This is a genomic window from Burkholderia sp. AU32262, assembly GCF_020419985.1.
GTDB classification, from domain to species: domain Bacteria; phylum Pseudomonadota; class Gammaproteobacteria; order Burkholderiales; family Burkholderiaceae; genus Burkholderia; species Burkholderia semiarida.
The window spans coordinates 242,987-269,749 of sequence record NZ_JAIZRS010000002.1; the positions used below are offsets into that span (position 1 = coordinate 242,987).

The window sequence follows — 26,763 nt, forward strand, 5'->3', positions numbered from 1 at the left end:
GGCTTTCGATCCGGCGCGCCCTCGTCACGCGGCGTCGCCCATTTGAAAGGTCTGATGTATCCGGGATTTGTCTGATTTGTACGCGTTTGTAGCGGCTGCACCGCGAGCGGGCGGCCCGCGCCGCCGCTCGCTCGCCGCTGCGGCGCTCAGAGCGCCTTGACGATCGCGCCGTCGACGCGAATGTTCTGGCCGGTGATGTAGCCCGCACCGTCCGACAGCAGGAACGCGACCGTCTTCGCGATCTCGCCGGTCTTGCCGAAGCGGCCGGCCGGAATGCGCGCGACGATCTCCGGCGTTTCCGGCCAGCTGTCGATGAAGCCCGGCAGCACCGCGTTCATCCGGATGTTCTCGGCCGCATAGCGTTCCGCGTACAGGCGCGTCCATGCGCTCAGCGCCGCGCGCAGCGCCGATGACACCGGCATCGGCTGCTCGGGCGCGTCCGCCGCGAAGCTCGAGATGTTCACCACCGCGCCGCCGCCCTGCTTCTGGAAGATCGGCGTCACGCGGCGCATCACGCGCACCACGTTCAGCAGGATCAGGTCGAGCCCCGCGTGCCAGTTGTCGTCGGTGATCGCCAGCAGTTCGCCCTTCGGCGGATGGCCGGTATTGTTCACGACCGCATCGATCCGCCCGTAGCGGGCGACCGTTTCCTGCACGAGCGTGTCGATATCGGCTTCTTCCGTCACCGAGCCCTTGATGCCGAACCCGCCCAGTTCCTCGCCGAGCGCCACCGCGCTGCCCGACGGCGACATCAGCGCGACGCGATAGCCCGTCGCCGCCAGTTCGCGCGCGATCGCCGCGCCCATGCCCTTGCCCGCCGCCGTGATCAACGCCACTTTTTCTACAGTCACGATGTGCTCCTCGTTCCGATTCCGCCGCCGCGCAGCCGCCATTCGGCGCGCCATGGTGGTAATGTAGGCGCATCGATTCCGGCTGTCGAACCAGTATTTCTGCCGCCAGCCGATAGTTTTTCTACAGTCTGACGATGCCGCCACGCCCTTCCCGCCTGCCGCCGCTGAATGCGCTTCGCGCGTTCGAAGTCTCCGCGCGGCACCTCAATTTCCGCGCCGCCGCCGACGAGATCGGCGTCACGCAGGGCGCCGTCGCGCAGCAGGTGCGCCACCTCGAGGACGTGCTCGGCCTGAAGCTGTTCGAGCGTCTGCCGCGCGGTCTCGCGCTCACGCACGGCGGCGCCGCTTATTTTTCCGACGTGCAGCGCGCGCTGCATGCGATCGCCGACGCCACCGACAAGCTCGTGAAACGGCGCGCCGCGCCGACGATCAGCACGACGCCGTCGTTCGCGTCGAAGTGGCTGATCCCGCGGCTCGCGCAGTTCACCGACGCGCATCCCGACTACGACGTGCGCGTGATCGCCGACCCGCAGATCGCGACGTTCCGCCACGACGGCGTCGATCTCGCGATTCGCTACGGCAAGCCGCCGTTCGGCAAGCATCTCGTCACCCATGCGCTGTTCCCGCTCGACGTGTGCGCGGTGTGCAGCCCTTCGCTGCTGACCGCGCCGGCTTCGCCGCGCGCGCTTGCCGGCCAGGTGCTGCTGCACGACGCGCACGACCTGTGGCCCGAGTTCCTCGCGGCGATGCCCGAACCGGTCGACGTCGATCCGCACAAGGGGCTGCGCTTCAACCAGACGTCGCTCGCAATCGATGCGGCCGTCGCCGGCCAGGGCATCGCGCTGGCGACCGAGCCGCTCGTCGAGCGCGACATCGCCGCCGGACGGCTGTGCAAGCCGTTCGACTTCGCGTTTCCGCTGTCGATGGGGTTCTATCTCGTGTATCCGGCCGAGCGCCGCGACGACGGTGCGATCGCGGTGATGCGCGAGTGGATGATTCAAGCCGCGTCGGACGGGCGGCCTTGAGCGGCTCGCGCGCGTTCGGCCCGCTTCAGGGCGCGATCCAGCGGGCTTCGTAGCGGTTTTCGTTCAGGTCGAATACCGCTCGGCGATGGCCGGCGCGCGCGAGTTCGAGCCAGTCGATGCGTGTGACCGTCATGTGGATCAGGCAGAAGTTTTCGTAGCCGTCGCCGGTTGGTGCGGTGCTGTCGACATGTGCGGCTTCCGGAGACGCGACCGGCGTGCCGGGCGGCAACGGTGCTCGATACAGCAGCAGCGTATGCGGGCGGCTCGATGCCCAGAGCGCGCGCCGTTGCGTTTCGTCATCGCAGACCGATGCAATTCCTTCCGCGCGAATCTGCACGAGCGCGTCGAGATCATTGGCGACGATCGAGATACGCGGATCGCGACGCAACTCCGCGACCTTCGCCGAGCGCGCATCGGTATGAAACGACAGCACGCGCTCGACGCGGTTCACCTGACGCAACACGATCGTCCGGACCTTCGGTGCGCCATCGAGACCGAGCGTCGCCGCCTGCAACATCGTGAACGGCGAGCGCTGAACGCTGACGCCGGATTCGAGGCAGGACCAGATGCGGTCGTACGTTTGCGCGAGCGATTCGGAGGTCGAGTCGGACATGGGGCGGCGGCGATCGTCGGTGTTTCGATCGCGCAAGCTTAACCGTTCGTTTCGCCGACGGCTCGCATCCAGTGCGCCGCCGCGCCTGTGCCAGTCAGTTGTAGCCGAGCACCACCGGCGCCGCATCGCCGGCATCGGTCGCCGGCTCCGCGCCGAAGCGGCCGAGCACGTCGGCCACATACTGCGGCCCGGCGCTGATCTGCGACGAGCGATGCTTCGCCGGCCGGTTGTCGCCGCCGCTCGCCGCTGCGCCCGTCGATGCCGTTTCGTTGACGGTGATGGTCATGTCGATGTCTCCTTACGCGGCCCGCGCCGCACCATACGCACGCACGAGGCGCGCGACGCCTTCCCGGATCGCGTCGACGTCCGGCGCGGCGAACGACAGGCGCAGCGACGCCGCGTCGACGTTGTCCGCGAAGAACGCCTTGCCGGGGACGAACACGATCTTGTGCGCGATCGCCTGTTGCAGCAGCACGTCCGACGACACCGCACCGATTCGCGCCCACACGAACATCCCGCCTTCGGGACGATGGAACTCGATCGCATCGCCGAACCCGTCGCGCAGCGCGTCGCACATCGCGTCGCATTTGATCCGGTACGCGGCCGTGATGCGCGGCAGATGGCGTTCGAGCGCGCCGTCCGCCAAATATTCGGCGGCGGTGGCCTGCGTCCACGGTGCGCTGCACAGATCGACCGTCTGCTTCGCGATCACGCAGCGCCGCGCGATCTCGGCCGGCGCGATCGTCCAGCCCACGCGCAGCCCCGGCGCGACGATCTTCGACAGGCTCGCGAAATGCACGAGCCAGTCGCGTGCGCCGCCCACCTCGCCGGTGAGCGCGAGCATCGACGGCACCGGTTCGCCCGCGAAGCGCAGGTCGCCGTACGGGTCGTCCTCGACGATCAGGAAACGGTATTGCACCGCGAGACGCAGCAGCTTCAGCCGGCGTTCGCGCGTGAGCGTCGCGCCCGTCGGGTTCGCGAAGGTGGGGACCGTGTAGAGCAGCTTCGGCTGCGCGATCGCGCCGGACGCGAGTTGTTCGCCGAGACGATCGACGTCGAGGCCTTCGCCGTCGACGGGGATCGTCACGATGCGCGCCTGTTGCAAACGCATGGCTTGAAGCGTGGCCGGGTACGCCGGTTGTTCGGTCAGCACGACGTCGCCGGACGACACCATCACGCGCAGCAGCAGGTCGAGGCCTTGCTGCGACCCGGTCGTGACGAGCAGTTCGGCCGGCGTGCATGCGACGCCGCGCCGCGCCATCAGCGCGATCAGTTGCTGCTTCAGTTCGGCGAGGCCGTCGGTCGGGCCGTATTGCAGGCAGCGGACGGGCTGGGCATACGCGCGTTCGGCGGCCGCGTTCAGGCCGGCGACGTCGAACAGGTCGGTGGCCGGATAACCGCCCGCGAAGGAAATCATGCCCGGTTCGGACAGGTACTTGAACAACTCGCGGATCGGCGAGCCGGCAGGGTTTTGGAATGAGGGCGTGAACGCGTACATGTCGTCGTGAGCGGGTGGGCGCGGACGGCCGGGATAGCCGTCGAGTGCCGGCCGCCAAGGCGCTTCTGGCGCCGCGGCGGTGAATTCGAGCCACGATTGTCGACAGTCATTAAGGGCTCGGCAAACGATATCTATGCACTAGGTCTTGCGGTTTGGTCATTACATCGCGGTGGGGTGCGTGTTGGCGGTGCGCGGATGATGCGGGGGTTCCGGGGCGGTTTGCCGAACGGGTGTTTGATTCGGGTGGTTGTTTCGCCCGGGTGGTCATGATGATCGCTACGGCTTTCTTGGCTTGGGCGGTTCAGCAAGAATCGTGAATCGTGGGCGGCGCCGCTTCAACGCGACGACCACCACGGCATCGAGAGCGTTCTCAGCGAAGCCAAATCGGAATTCTCGCCGCGATCCAATCGAGCGTGGTCGGTGGCAGCGAGATCGACCTTTCACTGTCGTACTCATCCGATGCGTCGAAATAAATCAACTTGTTCTTACGGATGATGGTCGATTCTTCCCCCGGCCGGCCGTCCCAAAAAACGAAAAATAGTCGAGTGGCGAGCGTCGAGCCGTGTGCATTGCTGACGACGAGTTTGACCTGCTCATTCTGATCCACGAAAAAACCATTGCCCGGAGCACCACTCCCGCAGATGTTGATGATGTAGGTTGTGCCGTCAACGTGCTTGACACCGCCATTCATCTTGACGTTGTAGTTGAAGCGCTGACAATCGGTACGGTCAGCCATGATCCCGCGAAATCCTACCAGGTAGACGAACGCAAAAAAAACGAACGTGACGATCGCGAGGCCTGCGCGCTTCGCTCGGCTGAAACGGTTGAAATTTCTGACGCGCCGGTACAGGTAGAAACCGAAGATGATCGACGTGATGGCGAAGATCGCCGGCTTCGTATGCAGGAGCGCGAAAATCGTGATCGCGTTATGCACGTCAACCCACACGAACGTCCACCCGATATCGACCACCAGATATATGGCGATCACGGACAAGACTACTTTGAAGATGGTCACGCGTAGCCAGCACCTCTGAATGAATCCGCGCCAAATTAATCGATACCCATGCAAGTCCGCAATAGTAATGAAAACAACTGTTAAATCGATCCGAGTACGCGAAAGTCGCGAAGATCAGGATAATTCTCAAAGGGCATGCGGTGTCGCCCGTACTAGCCTAACGCGACTTGGTGCTGCAACACTGGCGATGGCAAGGAGTACAAGACATCCTTCCCTCCAACAATCGTTATCTGGATGCGGGCACGCATGCCGATCTTCAACGAAGTTGGTCTGACCTAGCGATGCTCATCGAGCACCGCACATCCTCTGCTCGTCCGCCTTCAGGCGGTTCATATGGAATACATCATCCACCAGGAAGTACCCTCAGTATCGACATATATCGAGATTCGCCTCGCGGGGGAGTCGAGCCGAAAACCCGAGCAAGCCGCAACGGCTCGGCAAGGCTGGCCGCCAGGATCTTGATGAGCGCGGCAACGAGGATGGTACCTTCACCGGGCTCATCACATAGATGATCGGACGTCTCGCGCATACGGCCTCCCGCCAGCACCCAAATCACTCAACCATCTGCGCGCAATTCGAGCAATGGATTAAGGATCTGTAGGACTTCTGCGATCCCTACCACTCGTGAACCCTCTGCAACTTCAACACGCCGGCCAATCCAAAACGTGTGCGGGTATGCCTCAGGCGATAATAGCCAGACCTCCGCTCTGCCCTGCTGTCCCGTACAGACGCCTGTGACGTCCACGAATTCGTGATGTGACGATGACAAGTAGTCGTCGCGCACTTTGTAGATGGGACGATAGCCCGAGACGACCTCTTTCAACGAGCCGTCCGATCGCTGCGCGGTTAGAGAAAAATTCACCATCAGGTCGGGTGGACGAAGCGGGCGGGCCATACTCTTTCTCGCGGGCAGCGATGGGCGTCGGAACGTTGATTGTCGACGAATTTGCGCTGGGTGTCGAACGGCCCGTTTTGGCCGAAGCTGACAAACAAAGGGCGGCCTCAGCCGCCCCACGAAGCCATTCAATCAGCCCGCCACACCCCGATTAGCCTCGATCACCGTCAACGCGGCCATATTCACGATCCGCCGCACGGTGGCGCTGGAAGTAAGGATATTCACAGGAGCATTGACGCCCAACAGGAAAGGCCCCACCGCCACATTGCTCCCCGCCTCGGTCTTGAGGAGGTTGTACGCGATGTTGCCGGCATCCACATTCGGACAGACCAGCAAATTCGCCGCCCCCTTCAAAGGCGACATCGGCAGCAGCTTCGCCCGCAGCCCTTCATCGAGCGCGCAGTCGCCATGCATCTCGCCATCGGCCTCGATATCCGGCGCCTGCTCCCGCATGATCTCCAGCGCCCGGCGCATCTTCACGCCCGAAGCCGCACTCCCCGACCCGAAATTCGACCGCGACAGGAGCGCAACCTTCGGCGTCAAATTGAGCCATTCCATCTGCCGCGCCGCCGCGATCGTGAATTCAGCGATCTGCTCCGCATCCGGGTTGTCGTTCACGTGCGTATCCACCAGCGCCACCGTCCGCTGATCGAGCAACAGGATGTTCATCGCCGCGTAGGTCGACGCACCCGGCTTCTTGCCGATCACTTCGTCCACGAAACGCAGGTGATTGTGATACTCGCCCACCGTCCCGCAGATCATCCCGTCCGCGTCGCCGAGCTGCACCATCATCGCGCCGATCAGCGTCAGGCGGCGGCGCATTTCCACGCGCGCCATTTCCTTCGAGATACCGTCGCGGCAGCGCATTTCCCAATACTTCGTCCAGTACTGCGGGAAACGTTCGTCGTATTCCGGGTTGGTCACTTCGACATCCTGACCGAGCCGCAAACGCAGCCCGAACCGCTCGATGCGCGCGAGCAGCACCTCCGGACGCCCGACCAGAATCGGCCGCGCCAGCTTCTCGTCGACGATCACCTGCACCGCACGCAGCACACGCTCGTCCTCGCCTTCGGTGAACACGATCCGCGCCTTGCCGCCGTCGCGCACGAGCTGGCGCGCGGTCGCGAACAGCGGCTTCATGAACGCACCCGAGTGATAGACGAATTGCTGCAACTGCTCGACGTACGCATCGAGATTCGCGAGCGGACGGGTCGCCACGCCGCCTTCCATCGCCGCCTTCGCCACGGCCGGCGCGATCCGCACGATCAGGCGCGGGTCGAACGGCTTCGGAATCAGGTATTGCGCGCCGAACGACACGTCGTATGCACCGTAGGCCGCCGCGACGACTTCGTTCTGCTCTTCCTCGGCCAGCCCCGCGATCGCGTGCACCGCGGCGATTTCCATCTCGCGCGTGATCGTCGTCGCACCCACGTCCAGCGCGCCCCGGAAAATGTACGGGAAGCACAGCACGTTGTTGACCTGGTTCGGGTAGTCCGAGCGGCCCGTCGCGATCACGACGTCGTCGCGCGTCTCGTGCGCCAGTTCCGGGAAGATTTCCGGCGTCGGGTTGGCCAGCGCCAGAATCAGCGGACGCGCCGCCATCTGCTTGAGCATCTCCGCGGTGAGAATGCCGCCGACCGACAGCCCCAGGAACACATCCGCGCCGTCGATCACGTCGGCGAGCTTGCGCGCGTCGGTTTCCTGCGCGAAGCGCGACTTGGCCGGGTCCATCAGCGTGGTACGGCCGCGATAGACGACGCCTTCGATGTCGGTCACCCACACGTTTTCCACCGGCAGCCCGAGGTCGACCAGCAGGTCCAGGCACGCCAGCGCGGCAGCACCGGCGCCCGACGTCACGACCTTCACTTCCTTGATGGATTTCCCGACGACCTTCAGCCCGTTGATGAACGCGGCGGACACGGTAATGGCCGTGCCGTGCTGATCGTCGTGGAAGACGGGAATCTTCATGCGCTCGCGCAGCTTCTGCTCGACGGTGAAGCATTCCGGCGCCTTGATGTCTTCGAGGTTGATGCCGCCGAACGTCGGTTCGAGGCCGGCGATGATGTCGACCAGCTTGTCCGGGTCGGTTTCGTTGATCTCGATGTCGAACACGTCGATGCCCGCGAACTTCTTGAACAGCACGGCCTTGCCTTCCATCACCGGCTTCGACGCGAGCGGGCCGATGTTGCCGAGGCCCAGCACGGCGGTGCCGTTCGTGATCACGCCCACCAGGTTGCCGCGGCTCGTGAAGCGGTGCGCCTTCAGCGGATCGGCGGCGATCGACTCGCACACGCTCGCCACGCCGGGCGTATAGGCCAGCGCCAGATCGCGCTGGGTCACCAGCGGCTTGCTCGCGACGACCGAGATTTTCCCGGGGGTCGGAAATTCGTGATAGTCGAAGGCGGCCTGCTGCTGTGTCTCTGTCTGTTTCATGTTTTGGTCCCGGCGTGGGCGCCAGGCCAGTCCCGGCGCGATCCATGAGGGTGATTCTAGGGATCCGCCATAACGCGATGATTCTGTTTTAATATCGGCCCATCACTTTTTTCTGATGAATACATGACCAGTCAATGAATTTTGACGCGAATGACGTGGTCAGGCGGCTCGGCGCGCGCCTGAAGATTCGGCATCTGGTCCTGCTGCTGCAGATCCAGCAGCACGGATCGCTGACGCGCGTCGCCGAGCACATGGCGAGCAGCCAGCCGGCCGTGACGAACGCGCTGTCCGAGCTGGAGAGCATGTTCGGCACGCCGCTGTTCGAGCGCTCGTCGCGCGGCATGCGGCCCACCGCGCTCGGCGCGGTCGTGCTCGAGCGCGCGAAGGCGATGATCAAGGATCTCGACCACCTCGCCCGCGAGATGGAGGCCGTTGCCGCCGGGCATGCGGCCCATTTGCACATCGGCGTGATTCCGTTCATCTCCGGCCAGATGCTGTCGGCCGCGCTGAAGCGGCTGCAAGCGCGCATGGAGCGGCGGCTGACCGTGACGATTCACGAAGGCACCAGCGATCAGCTGCTGCTGCAGCTCAGGGATCACAGCGTCGATATCGTGATCGGGCGCGCGTCGTCGGCGATCGATCTCGGGCAGGTTTCGTTCGAAGTGCTGTACCAGCAGCAGCCGCGCATGATCGCGAGCCGGCGGCTGGCCGCCAAGCTCGCCCGCACGCCGCTCGACTGGCACAAGCTGCACGCGCTCGACTGGATTCTCGGCGCGCCGCATACGCCGATGCGCGAACAGGTGACCGACCTGTTCCTGTCGGCCGGCATCGCACCGCCCGTGCCGATCGTCGAAAGTTACTCGTCGAAACTGATCGGCGAAATGATCGCGTCGAGCGACGAGGCCGTGTCGATCGTGCCGGCCGATATCGCGGAAGAACTGGTGCGGATCGCCGGCGTGGCGATCGTGCCTTATTCGCTGGTGTGGACGCTGCCGCCGATTGCGCTGTTCACGCGCTCCGCCGATTCGCATTCGCCCGCGCGCGATCTGCTCGTCGACGCGCTACGCGAGGTGTGCAAGGAAACGTACGGAGAAATGCGTCGATAGCGGCGTTACTTGCCGGCGGCAAGGCGCCGCAGGATCTCCGGACGCTCGGCGGTCAACACATGGTCCGCGCCCTCGCCCCTGTCATAGCGTTTGCTCGTGCGGTAGGAAAAGCGCTTCGCGTATTGATTGGCGGCGGGATCGAACATCCACGCGTCGACTTCGAAGAAGTGCTGACCGAAATGATTCTCGTCCTTGCCCCACACGTAATCGGCTCGGACGAACAGCGGATACGGCGACACCTGCGGCAAGCTCCACATCGCGCGGTCGGCCATTTCCGTTTCGGTGACGATCGGCATCAGGTTCTCGATCTTGCCGTTCGCGCCGACACGCAGCACGGCCACGCGCTCCAGCATCGCGCTGCCGCCGCCCGAGAACATCCCCGAGAAGAACACCCACGAGCCGCCCGATGCAATCGGTAAGCGCTCGGACCGCGGATTCAGGCCGAACTGGTACAGTTCCTTCGAAGAATGGGGAAGCGGCGCCGGCGGCATCTCGAAGCACGGTGCACGGTCGGGCAGCACGCAGAGCTTCACGCCGGAAAGCGGAAGCCCGTCGCCGTCGAGCTTGCCTTCCGTCTGAGTGAAGCGCGGGAATGCCGTTTCGCGGGGCGCTGCTTGAACGCAGGCGATGCCGACGAGCGCCATGCTTGCGATCGCCGCGAGCGTTTTACCGATCCAGCGCATCACCCCTCCGCCCGATGACACACCACCTCGATATTGTGTCCATCCGGACCGATGACGAACGCCGCGTAGTAGTTCGCGTGATAATGCGGCCGTAGCCCGGGCGCGCCATTGTCTTTCCCGCCGGCCTCCAGCGCCGCGCGATGGAACGCATCGACTTGCTGCTGGGTGTCGGCCGCGAATGCGATGTGGAGAGGCGTCGGCTTCTCGTCGGTCGGGAACAAACACAGTGAAGACTTGCTGGGCAGTCCGATCTCGATCCCGTACGACGGCTCACCTTCCCCGACAATTTCGGCGCCCAGCGGTTCAAGCGCCTTCAGGAAAAACGCCTTGCTGGCGGCGTAGTCGCTGACGCCGAATTTGACGTGGTCAAACATGAGTTCCCTCCGATGGATCGATCAGTCAGCACGGTGGTGTGATGTAGCGATGGCCGCAATGTTGCCACATGCGGCGGTGGTCCGTTACCGGCTAAGAACGACCCGTTGCAGCCGGTCGATCGGTTAAGGTTCCAAGGGCAAGTAGCAAATCGCAACGGTCATTCGGTGCCGTCATTTGAGGACGAGTCATCGACAGAAGCCGCCGCCGGCGTAACCATCGGGGAACGGTGGCTATCGTCAGTCTTGCTGACGTCGAGCCGGCTGACCTGTTGCCCGTCGGCGTTGCCTCGAATCTCAATGGCAACCTGCCGCACTACACGAGCTGCCAGTGACTGGATGCGACGCTGATGTCAGGGCTTGCTGCTCGGCTGGGCTTCGATTTCTTTGATGATCTTGTCAGATAACGTGTTGAGCGCTCGGGCGGCGTCAATGAAAATGTCTTTATGATTAATCCACGCTGCGTGATAGCCGTCCCTCTGCAGCTTCGTTGTAGACGAAAGATCTTCCTTTGTCTTAAACAAAAGGATCGAAAGTTCAGTTACGTCTTTCTGGATGGCACCGCTTTCAACAGCGAGCGCGAGTATGGCAGCAACCTCGGGTACCAAGTCGAAGAAATTGCTGTCAAAGCTTTCCGCTTCTCTCCGAACGCCAAGGAATGAGAGCTCGCCGGATTCCTCTTCGAGAAAGTCCGATGTAGCGGAGCGGAGCCGGTAGAGGGTTGGTAGTAGTGATGCCTGTGCAATTCGAGAGCGCGCTATTTTGTCAACAGCCGCCTGCTCCAAAGCGCGTTTACTGATCTTGTGTGGAACCCAAAAAGCAGCTACAGCGACTACTAAAGAAGCGATACTCCCAAACGCTTGAATCGAAGCCGGCCAGTCCAATCTTTCCCCCGATAGTGTTGCGTGTGCGAACTTTGATAAGCGAATGTCAGCATGAGCGCCGCGGAATCTTACCAGAGCAAGCGTTTGTGGCCGGCACCATTTCCATCCTTGAATCCACGTGGCATGAGGGCGTTTCCGGCGCGCACGGAGACAGGCTCGGTTGTCAAACGGGGCTTGGCAATTGCGCGGCCAAGGGCGGTTGTTCGAGCGGAACCGTCGCTCGCATGTCGACGTAACGGTGATCGCGAACGTCGCCTGTTGGCCGGACGCTGCGCCAATCGTCCGTGCTGCAAACTCGATATATCGCGCGGACTTGCCGATTTCAGCCGCCCCCTTCAGGCATTCCACACGACCTTGGAAGTTCGATGCCATGCTGCTATCGTCGAGCATTCCTTGACGACTTCGGGGTGACCGAACCATGCCCCCGATCTTGCGTCGCGCGACGATGGCCGATGCCGCAGCGGTGGCCGACGTCTATCTTCGGTCGCGCGACACGCTGGCATCCTATGCGCCACTCGCGCACGCCGAAGCGGCCGTCCGCGATTGGGTTGCCAACATGCTTGTTCCGTCGGGCAACGTTACCGTTGCCGTGAACGATGGCCACATCATCGGCATGGCCGCACACGCTGCCACCGACGGCGTGACATGGCTCGAGCAATTGTACGTGTGCCCCGAATTCAAACGGCAAGGGATCGGCACTGCGCTGCTGGAATCGGTGAAGTCGCAAACGGACGGCTCGCTCCAGCTCCATACGTTTCAAATGAACCACGATGCTGCTGCGTTTTACGAGCAGCACGGGTTCGTTGCCATTGCGTACAGCGACGGAAGCAGAAACGAGGAGCGTTGTCCCGATGTTTTGTATCGCTTGACGCGGTAGCGCGCTCGTCCGTTCGCTCGCCTCATCCGCCCGTTATCGACCGACGCAGGGGCAGCTCAGGCCAGCATCGCAAACACCGGCTGGTTCCTGACGCTCTCGCGCTCCAGCATTCTCGCGTACCAGGCTCGAAGTGCTTCGCATTCCTCATGCACTGGCAGCTTCACTAGCATCGCAAAGATCAAACCACCGATGACGGTGATGTCGGCCATCGAGAACGTCTCGCCCGCGACATACGGTTGCCGTTGCAGAACGGCATCGAAATAGCGCATGCCCCTCAACGCCTTGTCGCGTTGACGGAATCCCCACTCCGGATTTTGATACGTCTCCACGTCGGGCCCCAGCCCCGGCGTGCCGTGATGGAAATAGACGCTGATCGCGTCGAGCAATTCCAGCTCGGCGCGCTTGCTCATCATGTGGATGATGCCCTTTTCGCGTGGCGCGCTGCCTGTGAGCGTGGGTACGCCATCGAGCGTATCGAGGTACTCGGTAATGGCCGTGCACTCGGCAATGCAAGTTCCATCATCGAGTTCCAGCACCGGCAACGTACCCGAATAGTTCTTGCTGGCGATGAACTCGGGCTTTTTATGCTCGCCCTTGTAAAGATCGACCATCACGAACTGGACGCGCGATTGCAGCCCCTTTTCGGCCAGTGCAATGCGCACGCGTGTCGGATAGGGCCCTGTCGGGAAATCGTGGATCTTCATCATGGGCAGCTGGGCTGTGTCGAAGTCGACGTTACTGGAAGTCATTGCAGGGGCGCTCCGTAGTCGGTTGCACTGGATCGGACGACGCGGAAGCACGTCGCCGGCGAATCTACCTAACGTTTGTTAGGTTAACCATATAAGGTAGAATCCGGAGTGTCAACACCCATTTCCCGTGCGCGGAGACTGAAGCAGTGACGAACGAAGCGAGCTCGAACTCGAGAGAAAGAATTCTGGCAGCCGCCACGAGGCTCGCGCAGACGCACGGCTACGGCGGGTTGAACTATCGGGATCTCGCCAGCGAGGTGGGGATCAAGGCCGCGAGCATCTACCACCATTTCGAAAGCAAGGCCGATCTCGGCGCCGCGGTGGCGAGGCGTTACTGGGAGGATTCCGCGGCGGCGCTGGACGACATGCTGGCCCGATCGCGCGATCCGCTGGACTGCCTGCGCCGCTATCCGGATACCTTCCGCAAGGCGCTCGAGACCGGCAACCGCCTGTGTCTTTGCAGCTTCATGGCCGCCGAAACCGACGATCTGCCGGAAGTCGTGATGAAGGAAGTCCTGGCCTTCGCAGACGTCAACGTGGCGTGGTTAAGCAAGGTGCTGTCCGCTGCGGCAGTGGTCAGCGCCCGGGAGAGCAAACAGCGGGCGCGGGCAATCTTCGCCGCCATCGCCGGCGCCCAGCTCATCGCGCGGAGTCGCGCCGATCTTTCGCTCTATGACTCGCTGATCGACAATTATCGTAAAGCGGGCCTTTTGCCGGCGTAGCAGGGTAACGGTGACGCGGCTTCGGACGACGTCGATCGTTCGTGAACGCATGATGTTCGATCGTGTGACCCCGGCTGACGTGGAATCCGTCGCCGATGTTTGCTGCTGGACCCCCGCGATCACCGGCGGACCGAACTGACGGGTTTTTCGTACAGGGACCAGGCAATACCGTCCGTTTGCAATCCGACGCGGACAAAGCCCAGCGACTCGTAGTAAGCGCAGAGCGTCATGTTTTCAGCGCCGCAGTCGAGTCGAAGCAAACGCCGGTTCAAGCGGCTCACCTCATGAGCGCACCCGTCGAGCATGAAGCTGCCGAGCCCGTTGAAACCTTTCCGCACGCAGGGCCGTGCACGTAGCCCGCAATCGGCGCTTGGGCCCCCAGTGCCTGTCATCGTCGAAGTCGGGCGAGAACGTTCCGACCAGCGTGCCATCCTGTTCGACGACGTACACGGCTTTCTCTGCGACGTGGTTTCGTACCCACCGTTCAGAGAAGCCGTCGCGTTCCTTGCCCCATACGTGGTCGCCATGCGCGACCTTCTTTGCATGTGCATCGTTCCGGATCTGTGTCAGTACCGGGACATCGTCTGCCGTCGCTCTGCGGACGCTTTTCGACACCATCGCTCGTTTCCCCCGTTATATCCGAGCTACCATCCCGGCGCACCACGTAACAAGCCTGACGCTAGCCGCGCTCCCGGCACTCATTCTGTCTTTATCTAGCGCCGCACTAACCATGGCTCACTTGTTTGAGCCACGCGTTCAATTGACGCGTACGATCACGTGTTCTGTCGATTTCGCAAGTCAGTAGATCAAGATTACGATCCGCGCCTGCCTCGTTTATCAGATACCAAGCGGAACACTCGTCGCCGAGAAAACGGATCCATTGCCGCTGAGCCGCGACAAATTTCACCTTGAGTGCTGGATAGTCGACGTACTCGTCACGTGGACGAGACAGCGACTTCAATACCTTTTGGTAAGTGCGGTTCAATTCGTCGTCTGCTTGCAGAAATTCATCTTGACTACGTTGCAGCAAGCACTCGGGAGCTACGCTATCCGGTGCGCAGCCCTGCGCTTGCGCAGCGGTGAACCACGACAATGTCAGCGCCATGGCGGCGCCCAGCGCCGCGCGACGAAAGCTGAACGCCGATGCACGGATATGCATTCTTGCTCCCATTCCCGTTTTCCCATTCATATGGCGATCGGAACAATTCACGCGCCGATCGCGTTCGACGAAATCTCCGTCGGAAACCCACCCTCTACGGATGAAAAGTCTCGCCCCGCTTCAGCATGTCGATGAATTCCGCGATTTTGCGCGCCCGTGATTCCGGCTTCCTGGCGTTCTGTATCCGAAACAGGATCGCATAGCGATTACGGCTGTTCAGTGTCGCAAAAAACTTCCCGGCTTTCGGATCGGCGTCCAACGCCGCCTGCAAGTCGTCCGGCACGATCGAGTTGCTGGCCGACGTATAAGCCGCCTCCCAACGGCCGTCCTTCCTCGCCTTCTCGATTTCGCCCATGCCGGCCGCGCGCATCCTGCCTGCGGCGATCAGCGCTTCGGCCTTGTCCTTGTTGAGTTTGGACCAGATGCTTTTCGCGGTGCGCGGGGTGAAGCGTTGTAACCAGTATTGCTCGCTCTCGGCCTTCTTTTGACCATCGATCCAGCCATGACAAAGGGCACTCTCCAACGCCTCTTGGTAGGTGACGGTTTGCTGCCCAGTACCTTTTTTCGCGAGACGCAGCCATACTCCGGTCGACGTGCTGCCGTTCTGCCCCAACCAGCTTTCCCATTCGGCTTGACTGGTAAAGGTGAGAGCGCTTTCGGCCATGTCATGATCCTGAATAGTTGCGTTTTCAACGACTCAGAGCCGCCGCTCAATGAATGAGCGGCGGCCACCGAAGCACTCCATCCCGCACAACCGCCTCAAACAATCCGGTTCAACGCATCGGCAAACCGCTTCACCGCACCATCGACATCATGCAGCTTGTCGAGACCGAACAACCCGAGCCGGAAAGTCTTGAAGTCCTCCGGTTCGTCGCATTGCAACGGCACGCCCGCCGCGATCTGCAAACCGACATCGGCAAACTTCTTCCCGGTGCGAATCCCGTCATCGTCGGTGTAACCGACCACGACACCCGGCGCCTCGAACCCCTTCGCGGCCACGCTCCTGAACCCCTTCTCCGCCAGCAGCGCGCGAATGCGCTCGCCGAGTTCGAGCTGCTCCGCCTTCACCTTGTCGAAGCCGTATGCGTCGGTTTCCTTCATCACGTCGCGCAGGGTCGTGAGGCTGTCCGTGGGCATCGTCGCGTGATACGCGAACCCGCCGCCCTCGTACGCTTCCATGATCTGCAGCCACTTGCGCAGATCGCACGCGAAGCTGGTGCTGGTGGTCGAATCGATGCGCTCGCGCGCAAGCGGGCTGAACATCACCATCGCGCAACACGGCGACGCACTCCAGCCCTTTTGCGGCGCGCTGATCAGGATATCGACACCGCTCGCCTGCATGTCGACCCACACGGTGCCCGACGCGATGCAATCGAGCACGAACATGCCGCCGACCGCATGCACGGCATCGGCCACCGCGCGCAGGTACGCATCGGGCAGCATGATCCCGGACGCGGTTTCGACGTGCGGCGCGAACACGAGATCGGGCTTGTTTTCCTTGATGGCGGCGACCACTTCGTCGATCGGCGCCGGTGCGTAGGCGGCCTGCCTGCCCGCTTCGACGGGGCGCGCCTTCAGCACCGTCGTCTCCGACGGAATGCTGCCCATGTCGAATATCTGCGACCAGCGGAAGCTGAACCAGCCGTTGCGGATCACGAGGCACTTCCTGTTCGTCGCGAACTGCCGCGCCACGGCTTCCATGCCGAACGTCCCGCTGCCCGGCACGATCGCGACCGACTTCGCGTTGTAGACTTTTTTCAGCGTGGCGGAGATGTCGCGCATGACACCCTGGAAGCGCTGCGACATATGGTTGACCGAGCGATCGGTGTACACCACCGAATATTCGAGGAGCCCCTCGCGGTCAACATCGGGAAGTAAACCTGGCATGCTCGCCTCCGGCGAAAGATGAACGATGGAATCAGGACAAGCAGCGTCTTCGATTCGATACTGCTCTGCACCATGCAACTGCGTCATTTCCTCGACGAAAGCAGATTCTAACGAACGCCGCCGGCCGCTTGGCGCCTATTTTGCCTGCCGCCGCGCCCGGTACCGCGCACATCGCCCTGTTCCGTGTAAGGGTTAACGACGCGTGCGGCCGCAGCCGCCTAACATGTCGATCGGCCCCCTTCACGACGGAACTTTCGATGACCTCTTCTCCCGCATCGTCACTGCAGTCGTCAACCGATCCCGCGCTCGCCGAGCGCATCGACGCGGTCCTGTCCCGCCAGCTCGACACGCAGCGCCTCGTCGGCGCGGTGGTGCTCGTCGCCCGCGACGGCGAACTCGTCTATCGCCGCGCGGCCGGATTCGCGGATCGCGAATCGCGCACGCCGATGCGCGAGGACACGCTGTTCCGGCTCGCGTCGGTCACCAAGCCGATCGTCTCGGCAGCGGCGATGGCGCTCGTCGCGCAACGCAAGCTGTCGCTCGACGAAGACATCACGCGCTGGCTGCCCGAGTTCCGTCCGGCGCTGCCCGACGGCCGCGTGCCGACGATCACGGTGCGCCAGTTGCTCGTGCATACCGCCGGCCTCGACTATCGCTTCAACGAAACCGACGCGAACGGCCCCTATGCGCGTGCGGGCGTCTCCGACGGGCTCGATGGCGCATCGATCACGCTCGCCGAAAACCTGCGCCGGATCGCGAGCGTGCCGCTGCTGTTCGCGCCCGGCACCAACTGGAACTACTCGCTGTCGATCGACGTCGTCGGCGCGCTGATCGAGGTCGTCTGCGACATGCCGCTCGCCGATGCGATCGATGCGCTCGTGCTGCGCCCGCTCGGGGCGCACGATACGGGCTTCGTCGCGCGCGATCCGGCGCGGCTCGCCACGCCGTACGTCAACGACACGCCGCGGCCGCACCGGCTCGCCGAGAACGAAACCGTGCCCATCGACGAAGGGTTCGTCGGCGTCACGTACTCGCCGTCGCGCGCGCTCGATGCGCATGCGTTCCCGTCGGGCGGCGCCGGAATGGTCGGCACGGCCGGCGACGTGCTGACGGTGCTCGACACGCTGCGCGCGGGCGGCGGTGCGATTCTGCCGGCCGAGCTGGTCGACGAGATGGGCCGCGTGCAGACCGGCGATCTCGAATTGCCGGACCTGCCGGGCGCGGGGTTCGGGATCGGCTTCTCGGTGCTGCGCGACCCGCGGGCGGCCGCGTCGCCGGAATCCGTCGGCACCTGGCGCTGGGGCGGCGTCTACGGCCATTCGTGGTTCGTCGATCGCGCACGCGGGTTCACCGTCGTGTCGCTGTCGAACACGCTCTACGAAGGGATGAACGGGCAGTACACGCTCGATCTGCGCGACGCCGTCTACGGCGTTGGCTGACGCACGCAGCGAAAAAAGGCCCGACAAAGTCGGGCCAACGGGTTTGAGACACAAGGAGAATCCCGCCCACCCCATACCGGGCGGTTACGCCGCACTACACTACACGACGTTCTTCTCGACGATCGGCCGGTTTTCGAGCACACGCGCCCAGCCGAGCGACGACAGGTCGAGCGTGTCGTAACGCCCGCCCAGAATGAGTTCGCTGACGCCCCGCCCCGTCGCCGGCCCTTGCTGCAGCCCATGGCCGCTGTAGCCGTTCGCGAACACGACGTTGTCGAGTTCGGGGTGGTAGCCGATGATCGCGTTGTGATCGAACACGTTGTACTCGTAGTACCCTGACCAGCAATGCTCGACGCGCAGCGCCTCGAATTCCGGCACGCGGTGCGCGAGCGTCGGCCAGATCACGTCGTCGAACAGGTCGTGGTCGACTTCGTCGAGCGGCAGGTCGTCCGGGTCGCGATCCGGGCTCGGCGACGTGCCGCAGATATACGTGCGCCCTTCCGGCCGGAAATACACGCCGGTCGGATCGATCAGCAGCGGGCAATCGGCGAGCTTCGCCGGCGACGATACGTTGAAGATGCTGCGCCGCCGCGCATACACGGGGATGTCGATGCCCATCATCGACGACAGCGTGCGCGTCCAAGCACCGGCCGCGTTGACGAGCGTGTCGCACGCGTAGCGCTCGCCGTCGCCCGTCACGACATGCGTGATCCTGCGGCCGTCGCGCACCACGTCCGTCACGTCGACCGGCACGTAGCGCGCGCCGAGCGCCTGCGCCTTCTTGCGCAGCGCCTGCACGAGCCCGTAGCCGTCGAACCAGCCTTCGCCGCTCACGCCGTACGCGCCCGACGCGAGATCGTCGACGTTCAGCCACGGGAACTTCGCGCGCAGCGCGTCGCCGTCCATCAGCCGGATATCGGCGCCGAGGCGCGTCTGCAGCGCATGGTTCTCGCGCAGCGTCGCGTCGCCGGCCGGCGTCGCGAGGAACAGGTAGCCGCCCTCGTGCAGGTCGATCGACGGCCGGTGGCCGTCCACTTCGAGCCGCTCGCCGATCGTGCGCAGGAAGTCGATGCCGAACAGCGACATCTCGATCGACAACGGCGTGGAAAACTGCTGGCGAATCGACGCGGCCGACAGCGCCGACGACGATTTGGCATAGGTGGGGTCGCGTTCGATCACGGTCACGGCGACCGTGGGATCGGTGGCGCGCAGAAAATAAGCGATCGAGCTGCCGATCACACCACCGCCGACGATGACGACTTGAGAACTCACGACTGACTCCGGTTGCACTTAAAAGGCTCAGGGCCTGTAAATGATGCGTGCCGCGACTCGCGCGGCATCCCGCGAGCAAACTTCGCGGACGATCGCCCCGGCTATTTCAGCACGTCCGGCATCGCCGCGAAAGCCCGCTCGCGCGTTGCGTTCAGTCCGCCGATTTCGTCGTGACGGGCTGCCACGCGGCGTTCTTCACTTCGTACAGCGTCGAGCTCGGGTTCTTCAGGTCACCCGTGTTCGTGAACGCGATCGTGCCCGTGATGCCGTCGTAGCGCGTGCCCTTCAGCGCGCCGTTGAAATCGCCCGGCTTCGTCGAGTTCGCCTTCTGCATCGCGTTGATCGCGATCCACGTCGCGTCGTACGCGAACGGCGCATACGCGAGCATGTCGACGCCGTACTTCTGCCTGAATTTCGTTTCGAACAGCTTGCCCTTCGCGAGACGCGACAGCGGCTGCCCGTACTCCCATACCGACGCGCCTTCCGCCGCATTGCCGGCGAGCTTGATGAAGTTCGCGTTCATCACGCCGCCGCCCGCGAGGAACTGCGCGCGAATGCCGAGCTGGCGCATGCGCTTCACGAGCATCGCGGCCTGCGCGTCGAGGCCGCCGAAGAACACGAGATCGGCATTGGCGCTCTTGATCTTCGTGAGCTGCGCGCTGAAGTCGACGGCCTTGTCGTTCGTGAATTCGCGCGCGACGATCGTGCCGCCGTTCGCCTTCACGGCCTTCTCGAATTCGTCGGCTTCGCCCTGGCCGAACGCGGTGCGATCGTCGATGATCGCGATGCGCTTCGCCTTCGTCACGCTCGCGGCGTACGCACCGGCGTTGCCGGCGTTCTGCGTGTCGGTCGCGATCACGCGGTACACGGTGTCGAGCCCCGCGCGCGTGATGTCGGGATTGGTCGCCGACGGCGTGATCATCGGAATGCCGGCCTTCGCATAGATCTTCGACGCGGGCAGCGTCGTGCCCGAATTGAAGTGGCCGATCACGACGGCCACCTGCGCGTCGGCGAGCTGCTGCGCGGCCTGCACGCCGGTGCGCGGATCGCTCTGGTCGTCCTGCGACGCGACGACGAACTTCACCGGCTTGCCGCCGACGGTCGTCCGCGCCGCATTCGCTTCGTCGACGGCCATGCGCACGCCGTTCTCGATGTCCTTGCCGTATGCCGCGCCGCCGCCCGTCAGCGGGCCGGCCACGCCGACCTTGACGATCGTCTCCTGCGCATGGGCCGCGCCCGTCTGGAATGCGAAAAGCGCGGCGGTCAGCGCGACGCCGGAAAGCGAACGAATGCGGAACGTCATGGCAATCCTTCTTCTATGGGTCGGGATGCAACGCGAGACTGGCACGCGTCGGCAACCTCCTGCGCGCCGGTGATGCCTTTCCGTGCCGGAGCGCGTGCGACACGCCGATCCGGCCGGACGATCACCGCGGCTCCGTCTCCGAAGAACCTTTCATCGCGAAAGAGGTGAAGGGATTGTGGGTAGCCAATACCCGTCCAGCAAACGAAATATCGGAACTATGTGGTGAGGATTTGTCATCAAGTTCCGTGCTGATGGCCGATCGACGGCCGTCCGGCGGCGGCCGTGGATGGCGGTATTCCGTGGGGAATGGCGGCCGCGCCGCAGGGTAAAGGCCGGTCGTCGTCATGCCGGCCGCGCATCATCGTCGCGGCGCCGGCCCGGCCGGCCTTCGCGACGCCCACGGCCGGCGCCGCGTCATCGGTCAGTGCCGATCGGTGCCCGTATGCTTGCGCACCGCATCGGCGGCCTCGCCCGCCTTCTCCTGGAGCTTGCCGGCCTGCTGCTCGGCCACGCCTTGCGCTTCGGTCTCGCGGTCGCCCGTCACCTTGCCGAGTGCTTCCTTGACCGAACCCTTGACCTGCTTGAGCTTGCCTTCGATGCGATTCCTGTCCATGGTCGTCTCCTGCGATGGTTGAGGAAAGCCGGCAATGCAGCGGCCTGCGCGGCACCGCCGAGCGGACAGGATCGCAAGCGGCGGCCGCGGGCGGCAGATGCGGATGCACCAGTGCGCATGGTGCATTCGCACCGATCCCGTCAGTCCGTGCCTTTCGCGCCGCCCTTGTCGGCGCGCGCGCCGTTCGTTTCGGCCGCGCCGACGATCCCCCGCTCGCGCGCCCAGACGATCGCCTCGGCGCGGCTGTGCACGTCGAGCTTCGCGTAGATCGTCGCGACGTGATTGCGCACGGTGTTCGGCGCCAGCCCGAGGCGGCCGGCGATCTCCTTGTCGGCGAGGCCGTGGCACAGCAGGTCGAACACGTCGCGCTCGCGCGCGGTCAGGTCGGACAGTTGGGCGCCCGCATCGGGCGCGTTCGCGCGCCGCACGTTCGCGAGCTTCTCGATCAGCGTGCGGCTGAACCACGACGCGTCCTGCATCGCGGTCTCGATCGCATAGACGAGCTCCATCTCCGTGCGCTTGCGGTCGCTGATGTCCAGCAGCGCGACGAGCAGGCAGTCGCGCCCGTGAATCGCGACGGGGTCGGCCGACACGACGCAATCGCGCACGTCGCCGTCGCGCGTGCGGATCTGCACGTCCACGTTGCGCACGTGGCCGTCGCGCGCGAGCCGGCCTTCGATCCGCGACCACGCGCCGCGTTCGGCCCACAGCCCGATCTCGTCCGCGGATTTGCCGAGCAGGTCGGCCTGCGCGTGGCCCGTCATCGCGGCAAACGCATCGTTCACGTCGAGCAGCTCGAAACGGTCGGCCGTGACGATCGCGGTCGCGACCGGCGCCATCCGGAAGGCCGTCGCGAAGCGTTCCTCGCTTTGCATCAGCGCGCGCTCGGCCTGCTTGCGCGGCTCGAGATCCATGAACGTGAACAGCATGCACGCCTCGCCGTTCATGTCGATCGGCTGCCCGGCGACGACCACCGCCTTGGTGCTGCCGTCGGCAAGTTTGAGCACGGCTTCCATCTGCGGGATGGTCGCGCCTTCGCCGAGCCGCTCGATCGCCAGCTCGCGCCGCTCGGCCTGATCCAGCACGTCGACCTCGTACACCGAGCGGCCGAGCACGTCGTCGCGCGCGTGGCCCGTCATGTCGAGAAAGCCCTGGTTGACCTTCACGTAACGCAAGTCGTCGAGCCGGCAGATCACGGCCGGCGCCGGATTCGCGTTGAAGGTGCGCTCGAAGCGCTCTTCGGCGCTCGCCCATTCGGTCGCGTCGTGCAGCACCAGCGCGAGGCAATCGGGTTCGCCGGCCGCGTTCGTCAGCACGAGGCTGCGGATGCGGTGCACCCAGCTCACCGACTCGTCGGCGGCCGATTCGACCTCGACCGTCACGTCGCTGAACTCCTCGCCGGCGATCACGCGATCCATCGGATAGTGGCCGTCGCGCACCGGATGGTTGTTCCGGTAGCGCAGCCGGAATCGCTCGCGGTATTCGGTGACGTCCGCGCCGAGCGCCTTAAGCTCGGTCACGCCGTGCATCGCGAGCGCGGCCTCGTTCGCCCAGACGATCCGCTGGTCCGGCTCGATCAGGATCACGCCCTCGGTGAGCCCCGCGATGATCTGGTGCAGCTGGCGCCGGTCGGTATGCGACTTGAGCACCTGTTCGTCTACTGGTTCGTTCATCGAATCGTCGTCCCTGTCGTCAACATGAGCGGTCAACATGCGCGCCGGCCGCGCGCCCGTGGCGGCGGCACATGCCAGCCGCCGCGTGCGGCGATGATCGTGTGCCGGGCAACGGCGCGACAGGCGCGGATGCACTACCCCGAATAGTACATTCGCACGCCGCCGCCGATCGTGCGGTGCCCCGCCGAACGAGGCGGCGCGGCCTGCGCGCCCGCCACGGCGGGTTGCCCGGGTCGTGGTGCATGCGCCGTTCCCGCCCCTGTGTTCCGTCCCCCGGTGCAAACGCACTAGCCGACCCGGTGAATTTGCGCGATGTCCGCTCGCGTTCGCGTCGGTACGCTGGTACTGCATCGGCGCTCATGCGCTGCCCTTTCATACCGCAGAGGGAGGACATCAGGATGAAATTGCATCAGACACCCGATCCGACGCGGCCCGAGCCGGCCCCGGACAATCCGCCCGAACCGGCGCCCGGCACCGATCCGCCGGTACCGCTGCCGCCCGACGTGCCGCGCCCGGACATGCCGCCGCGCGAGCCCGGCTACGACACGCCGATCGCGCGCTAAGCCTCGTCATGTATGCGTAGGAACGCACGGGAACGCTCCGTGCTCGCCCACCGATTGATTCAACCCGCCAATCGAAGGAGGACATCAATGAACAAGACCTCGCACCTTTCGACCCTGCTCGCCGTCAGCGCGGCGTTCCTGCTTTCCGCGGCCCCGCTCACGAACGCGCATGCCCAGGCATCGTCGACCGACAGCGGCATGGCGACCGAATCGAACCAGCCTGTCACCGACACGTGGATCACGACCAAGGTAAAGAGTGAACTCGCAACCACCAAGGGCGTGGAAAGCACTGACATCAGCGTGAAGACGGTGGACGGCGTCGTCACGCTGACGGGCGTGCTGCAGACGAAGACCGCCGTGAAGAAGGCCATCGCCGTCACCCGTGCGATCAAGGGCGTGAAGCACGTCGACGCGTCCGGCCTGAAGGCGAAGGCCTGAGCTACCCCGCGGCCGAGCGCCGCACTTTTCTCCCCTTATGAAAGGAGTACACGATGAACGAGGACAAGATCCAGGGCCAGTGGAAGCAGCTCACCGGCAAGCTGAAGGCCAAGTGGGGCAAGCTGACCGACGACGATCTCGCGGTCGCGGAAGGCAATCGCGACTATCTGGCCGGCAAGATCCAGGAGCGTTACGGGATCGCCCGCGACGAAGCCGAGAAGCAATTGAAGGAATTCGACCGCGAGCTGTAACGCGCCAGTCGTCTCACCCTGCCGCGACGCACGCCGCGTCGCGGCCACGAGGAGGACAACGGCATGGGCAAATATCTGATCGCATGGCTGCTCGGCGTACCGATCGGGCTGCTGGTGCTGTTTTATCTGGTCACGCACCTGTTCTGACGCACGCGACGCCCCGTCGACGCAAACGGGCCGGCGGCTGAAACCAGCCGCCGGCCCTTCTGCTTTCCTCCCTGCCGCGCGACGCGAAGCGCTTACTTCGCCGCGTTCGCCGTCATCTTGAAGATGCCCTGCGCGTTGCCCGCATCGAAGCGCAGGTCGGTCACCCAGCGACGCGACGCCTGGTCGAACGTGCGCTTGCGCGTGATGAACTCGTAGAACGAACCGGGCACGTTGCGCTTCACGGTGCCGCCGTCGCGCGTGCGGAACTCGCGCTCGACGGTGTCCGCGCGATAGGCCGTCTGGAACACGCGGCCCGAGCGCGAGCGCTCGACTTCCGGCTTCATCGGCCGGCCCTTCGCCTTCTCGTCGTCGGACAGCTTGAACACGTCGGCGACGCGATCGGTCGCGTGATTGAACGCATTGCCCTCGGTCGCGATCCACGCCATTTCCGCCGATTCCATCAGCAGCGTCTCGTAGTCGAGTTCGTTCGGCACGTCGTGCTGGCGCGCGAACGCGCCGACGATCTCCGGCAGCAGCGCGTGCGCGGCTTCCAGCGGCAGCCAGCCTTCGCGCTCGACCTCCCACAGCAGCGCGACGGCCGCCGGCGACAGCGGGTCGCGCGACGAGCTGACCACGTTCGTCACGGCCTGCTGGAATTCCTTCGAAAAGCGCTCCGGATGCAGTTCGCTGACGAAGAACTGCGCGATTTCGTCCGGCGCGTCTTCGTGCGCGTACGCGCGGCCCGTCATGCCGAGCTTGTCGAGCGGATAACGGCCGTTCAGCCGGAAGCCGAGCGGACGCAGGATACGCGTGAATGCGGCTTCGCCCGGCGGCAGCGCGCCCGTATGCGGCCAACGCACCGTTCGCAGCGCGCCGTGGTCGAAATAGACCGAGCCGCCGCTTTCGATCGCGTCGGCCGTGTACGCGCGGCCGTTCGCCGAACGCTCGAGCAGCCCCTCGAACAGCGCCATGTTCATCGCCTGCGCGATTTCCGCGCGGGTCACGACGCCGTCCTCCCATTCCTCGAGGATGGCCGGCATGTTCAGGGTCGAGAACAGGGCGTCGGTCTTCGCCTGTCCCAGCAGCTTCGTCAGCAAGCTGTCGATATTCGGATTGCGCATCGGGATTCTCGTCTCGGGGGGACCCGCCGGCAAGCGCGCCGGCCACTCGTCGGCCGGCCGCCCACGGGCGCCTGACCTTGCATGGCAAGCATTATTCAAAGGGTTGCAGCGGCGCGTAAAGCGAGATTAAATTGATATGTGATGAGTTTTTGGAATTATCGATCGTCCTTCGCCGGCATTTCGCCCCGGCGTCGGGCGGCTCCGTCCATCAGACAAAACGAGCATCATGCGCAAATTCAAGATCCCCAACATGGGTGCGCTCGTGGCCTTCGAAGCCGCCGCCCGCCATGAGAGCTTCACGCACGCGGCCAAGGAGCTGTTCCTGACCGAAAGCGCCGTGTCGCGGCAGATCGCGACGCTCGAAGCGAGCCTCGGCGTGCGGCTGTTCGCGCGCGTGAAGCAGCGCGTCGTGCTGACGCGCGCCGGCAAGCTGTACGGCACGCAGGTGCGGCGCGCGCTGGAGGCGCTCGACCGCGACACGCTGTCGATCATCGCGCACGGCAGCGGCGGCGGCTACCTGGAACTCGCGGTGCTGCCGACCTTCGCGTCGCACTGGCTGATCCCGCGCATCAAGAGCTTCTACGACCGCACGCCCGACGTGCGCGTGAACATGGGCAGCCGCACCGACCTGTTCTCGTTCGAGGACACGCACTTCGAAGCCGCGATCCACTACGGCAAGCCGACCTGGCCCGGCACGTCGTCCGACTACCTGTTCGGCGAGGAAGTCGTGCCGATCTGCTCGCCCGCGCTGCTGAAGGGCCCCGTCGAGCGCGTCGAGGATCTGCTCGCGTATCCGCTGCTGCACTCGACCACGCGCCCCGGCGCGTGGGCGCAGTGGTTCGAGACGCACGGCGTCGAGGACATCCGCACGATGCAGGGCGTGCGCTACGAATTGCATACGATGCTGATCAGCGCGGCGGCGGCCGGGCTCGGCGTCGCGCTCGTGCCGAAATTCTTCGTCGAGGAACAGTTGCAGCAGCTCGGCCTCGTCGTGCCGTGCGATGCGGCCACCGTCGGCGATTCGGCGTACTACCTCGTGTATCCGACGGAGTTCAGCCACAGCAAGCCGCTGGAATCGTTCCGCGGGTGGCTGCTCGAACAGGCGAGCGCGTATGCGGCGCCCGAGCGCGACGCGCACGACGCCGACGAGGCGGACGACGAGGACGTCGAGTAAG

At 64.3% G+C, this 26,763-nt stretch carries 28 protein-coding genes; 9 read left to right on the plus strand and 19 right to left on the minus strand.

Annotated features, from left to right (window positions below):
- Positions 1-146 precede the first annotated feature (146 nt).
- Complete coding sequence (locus LGN10_RS02720; protein WP_124657376.1) at positions 147-851, minus strand: SDR family oxidoreductase; 705 nt, start codon at positions 849-851, stop codon at positions 147-149.
- A 134-nt stretch (positions 852-985) separates the two neighbouring features.
- On the opposite strand from LGN10_RS02720, the gene gcvA reads away from it, so the two are divergent.
- A complete protein-coding gene (gene gcvA / locus LGN10_RS02725) occupies positions 986-1,876 on the plus strand; it encodes a transcriptional regulator GcvA (RefSeq protein ID WP_226221616.1) in 891 nt (296 codons plus the stop codon).
- 25 nt (positions 1,877-1,901) lie between these two features.
- Here the strand turns inward: gcvA and LGN10_RS02730 are convergent, their stop codons facing one another.
- The 6 genes from LGN10_RS02730 to LGN10_RS02755 form a co-directional block, all read right to left on the minus strand.
- Positions 1,902-2,489 (minus strand): pyridoxamine 5'-phosphate oxidase family protein, encoded by a 588-nt coding sequence (locus tag LGN10_RS02730; protein ID WP_099317068.1) that lies wholly within the window; start codon positions 2,487-2,489, stop codon positions 1,902-1,904.
- 94 nt (positions 2,490-2,583) lie between these two features.
- Complete coding sequence (locus LGN10_RS02735; protein WP_226221617.1) at positions 2,584-2,775, minus strand: hypothetical protein; 192 nt, start codon at positions 2,773-2,775, stop codon at positions 2,584-2,586.
- A 12-nt stretch (positions 2,776-2,787) separates the two neighbouring features.
- Positions 2,788-3,987 (minus strand): PLP-dependent aminotransferase family protein, encoded by a 1,200-nt coding sequence (locus LGN10_RS02740; protein ID WP_226221618.1) that lies wholly within the window; start codon positions 3,985-3,987, stop codon positions 2,788-2,790.
- Positions 3,988-4,357: 370 nt separating this feature from the next.
- Complete coding sequence (locus LGN10_RS02745) at positions 4,358-5,002, minus strand: hypothetical protein (RefSeq protein WP_226221619.1); 645 nt, start codon at positions 5,000-5,002, stop codon at positions 4,358-4,360.
- 556 nt (positions 5,003-5,558) lie between these two features.
- Positions 5,559-5,897, minus strand: a complete 339-nt coding sequence (locus tag LGN10_RS02750) for a hypothetical protein (protein ID WP_143328742.1) — start codon at positions 5,895-5,897, stop codon at positions 5,559-5,561.
- A gap of 132 nt (positions 5,898-6,029) precedes the next feature.
- Entirely contained in the window at positions 6,030-8,330 is a 2,301-nt protein-coding gene (locus LGN10_RS02755) for an NADP-dependent malic enzyme (protein ID WP_124862893.1), read from the minus strand.
- Between the two features lie 134 nt (positions 8,331-8,464).
- Here LGN10_RS02755 and LGN10_RS02760 point away from each other — a divergent pair, with 134 nt between their 5' ends.
- Positions 8,465-9,436 carry a LysR substrate-binding domain-containing protein gene (locus LGN10_RS02760; protein WP_059579885.1) on the plus strand — a complete coding sequence of 324 codons (972 nt, stop codon included), beginning with the start codon at positions 8,465-8,467 and terminating at the stop codon, positions 9,434-9,436.
- 5 nt (positions 9,437-9,441) lie between these two features.
- On the opposite strand, the gene LGN10_RS02765 is transcribed toward LGN10_RS02760, so the two are convergent.
- The 3 genes from LGN10_RS02765 to LGN10_RS02775 form a co-directional block, all read right to left on the minus strand.
- Positions 9,442-10,119 (minus strand): hypothetical protein, encoded by a 678-nt coding sequence (locus LGN10_RS02765; protein ID WP_226221622.1) that lies wholly within the window; start codon positions 10,117-10,119, stop codon positions 9,442-9,444.
- Complete coding sequence (locus LGN10_RS02770; RefSeq protein WP_226221624.1) at positions 10,119-10,493, minus strand: VOC family protein; 375 nt, start codon at positions 10,491-10,493, stop codon at positions 10,119-10,121. Before LGN10_RS02770 ends, LGN10_RS02765 begins: the two co-directional genes overlap by 1 nt.
- A 350-nt stretch (positions 10,494-10,843) precedes the next feature.
- A complete protein-coding gene (locus LGN10_RS02775; RefSeq protein WP_226221626.1) occupies positions 10,844-11,746 on the minus strand; it encodes a hypothetical protein in 903 nt (300 codons plus the stop codon).
- Between the two features lie 46 nt (positions 11,747-11,792).
- Between LGN10_RS02775 and LGN10_RS02780 the strand changes: the two genes are divergently transcribed.
- A complete protein-coding gene (locus tag LGN10_RS02780; RefSeq protein ID WP_226221628.1) occupies positions 11,793-12,251 on the plus strand; it encodes a GNAT family N-acetyltransferase in 459 nt (152 codons plus the stop codon).
- 56 nt (positions 12,252-12,307) lie between these two features.
- On the opposite strand, the gene LGN10_RS02785 is transcribed toward LGN10_RS02780, so the two are convergent.
- Complete coding sequence (locus tag LGN10_RS02785) at positions 12,308-13,000, minus strand: glutathione S-transferase (RefSeq protein WP_226221630.1); 693 nt, start codon at positions 12,998-13,000, stop codon at positions 12,308-12,310.
- Between the two features lie 146 nt (positions 13,001-13,146).
- Here LGN10_RS02785 and LGN10_RS02790 point away from each other — a divergent pair, with 146 nt between their 5' ends.
- A complete protein-coding gene (locus tag LGN10_RS02790; RefSeq protein WP_226221632.1) occupies positions 13,147-13,722 on the plus strand; it encodes a TetR/AcrR family transcriptional regulator in 576 nt (191 codons plus the stop codon).
- A 724-nt stretch (positions 13,723-14,446) separates the two neighbouring features.
- On the opposite strand, the gene LGN10_RS02795 is transcribed toward LGN10_RS02790, so the two are convergent.
- From LGN10_RS02795 to LGN10_RS02805, 3 genes are all read right to left on the minus strand, one after another.
- Positions 14,447-14,881, minus strand: a complete 435-nt coding sequence (locus tag LGN10_RS02795; RefSeq protein WP_226221634.1) for a lysozyme inhibitor LprI family protein — start codon at positions 14,879-14,881, stop codon at positions 14,447-14,449.
- Between the two features lie 94 nt (positions 14,882-14,975).
- Complete coding sequence (locus LGN10_RS02800; protein WP_226221636.1) at positions 14,976-15,545, minus strand: YdeI/OmpD-associated family protein; 570 nt, start codon at positions 15,543-15,545, stop codon at positions 14,976-14,978.
- 95 nt (positions 15,546-15,640) lie between these two features.
- Entirely contained in the window at positions 15,641-16,768 is a 1,128-nt protein-coding gene (locus tag LGN10_RS02805) for an aminotransferase class V-fold PLP-dependent enzyme (RefSeq protein WP_226221638.1), read from the minus strand.
- A 257-nt stretch (positions 16,769-17,025) separates the two neighbouring features.
- Here LGN10_RS02805 and LGN10_RS02810 point away from each other — a divergent pair, with 257 nt between their 5' ends.
- Positions 17,026-18,207, plus strand: a complete 1,182-nt coding sequence (locus LGN10_RS02810; protein WP_226221640.1) for a serine hydrolase domain-containing protein — start codon at positions 17,026-17,028, stop codon at positions 18,205-18,207.
- A 99-nt stretch (positions 18,208-18,306) separates the two neighbouring features.
- Here LGN10_RS02810 and LGN10_RS02815 read toward each other — a convergent pair whose 3' ends face one another.
- The 4 genes from LGN10_RS02815 to LGN10_RS02830 all read right to left on the minus strand — a co-directional run bounded on the left by LGN10_RS02815 (position 18,307) and on the right by LGN10_RS02830 (position 23,068).
- Complete coding sequence (locus tag LGN10_RS02815; protein WP_226221642.1) at positions 18,307-19,479, minus strand: NAD(P)/FAD-dependent oxidoreductase; 1,173 nt, start codon at positions 19,477-19,479, stop codon at positions 18,307-18,309.
- Between the two features lie 151 nt (positions 19,480-19,630).
- Positions 19,631-20,782 (minus strand): branched-chain amino acid ABC transporter substrate-binding protein, encoded by a 1,152-nt coding sequence (locus tag LGN10_RS02820; RefSeq protein WP_059640455.1) that lies wholly within the window; start codon positions 20,780-20,782, stop codon positions 19,631-19,633.
- A gap of 421 nt (positions 20,783-21,203) precedes the next feature.
- Positions 21,204-21,395, minus strand: a complete 192-nt coding sequence (locus LGN10_RS02825) for a CsbD family protein (RefSeq protein WP_059579825.1) — start codon at positions 21,393-21,395, stop codon at positions 21,204-21,206.
- Between the two features lie 140 nt (positions 21,396-21,535).
- Complete coding sequence (locus LGN10_RS02830) at positions 21,536-23,068, minus strand: helix-turn-helix transcriptional regulator (protein ID WP_226221644.1); 1,533 nt, start codon at positions 23,066-23,068, stop codon at positions 21,536-21,538.
- 398 nt (positions 23,069-23,466) lie between these two features.
- Between LGN10_RS02830 and LGN10_RS02835 the strand changes: the two genes are divergently transcribed.
- The 3 genes from LGN10_RS02835 (at position 23,467) to LGN10_RS02845 (ending at position 24,320) form a co-directional block, all read left to right on the plus strand.
- Positions 23,467-23,631 carry a hypothetical protein gene (locus LGN10_RS02835; RefSeq protein WP_006484627.1) on the plus strand — a complete coding sequence of 55 codons (165 nt, stop codon included), beginning with the start codon at positions 23,467-23,469 and terminating at the stop codon, positions 23,629-23,631.
- Between the two features lie 87 nt (positions 23,632-23,718).
- Entirely contained in the window at positions 23,719-24,069 is a 351-nt protein-coding gene (locus LGN10_RS02840; RefSeq protein ID WP_059579819.1) for a BON domain-containing protein, read from the plus strand.
- A gap of 53 nt (positions 24,070-24,122) precedes the next feature.
- Positions 24,123-24,320: a CsbD family protein gene (locus tag LGN10_RS02845; protein ID WP_059579817.1), complete on the plus strand. Its 198-nt coding sequence runs from the start codon at positions 24,123-24,125 to the stop codon at positions 24,318-24,320.
- 239 nt (positions 24,321-24,559) lie between these two features.
- On the opposite strand, the gene LGN10_RS02850 is transcribed toward LGN10_RS02845, so the two are convergent.
- Entirely contained in the window at positions 24,560-25,588 is a 1,029-nt protein-coding gene (locus LGN10_RS02850) for a DUF1338 domain-containing protein (protein ID WP_060315991.1), read from the minus strand.
- 226 nt (positions 25,589-25,814) lie between these two features.
- Between LGN10_RS02850 and LGN10_RS02855 the strand changes: the two genes are divergently transcribed.
- Positions 25,815-26,762, plus strand: a complete 948-nt coding sequence (locus LGN10_RS02855) for a LysR family transcriptional regulator (protein WP_060315994.1) — start codon at positions 25,815-25,817, stop codon at positions 26,760-26,762.
- Position 26,763: the final 1 nt, after the last annotated feature.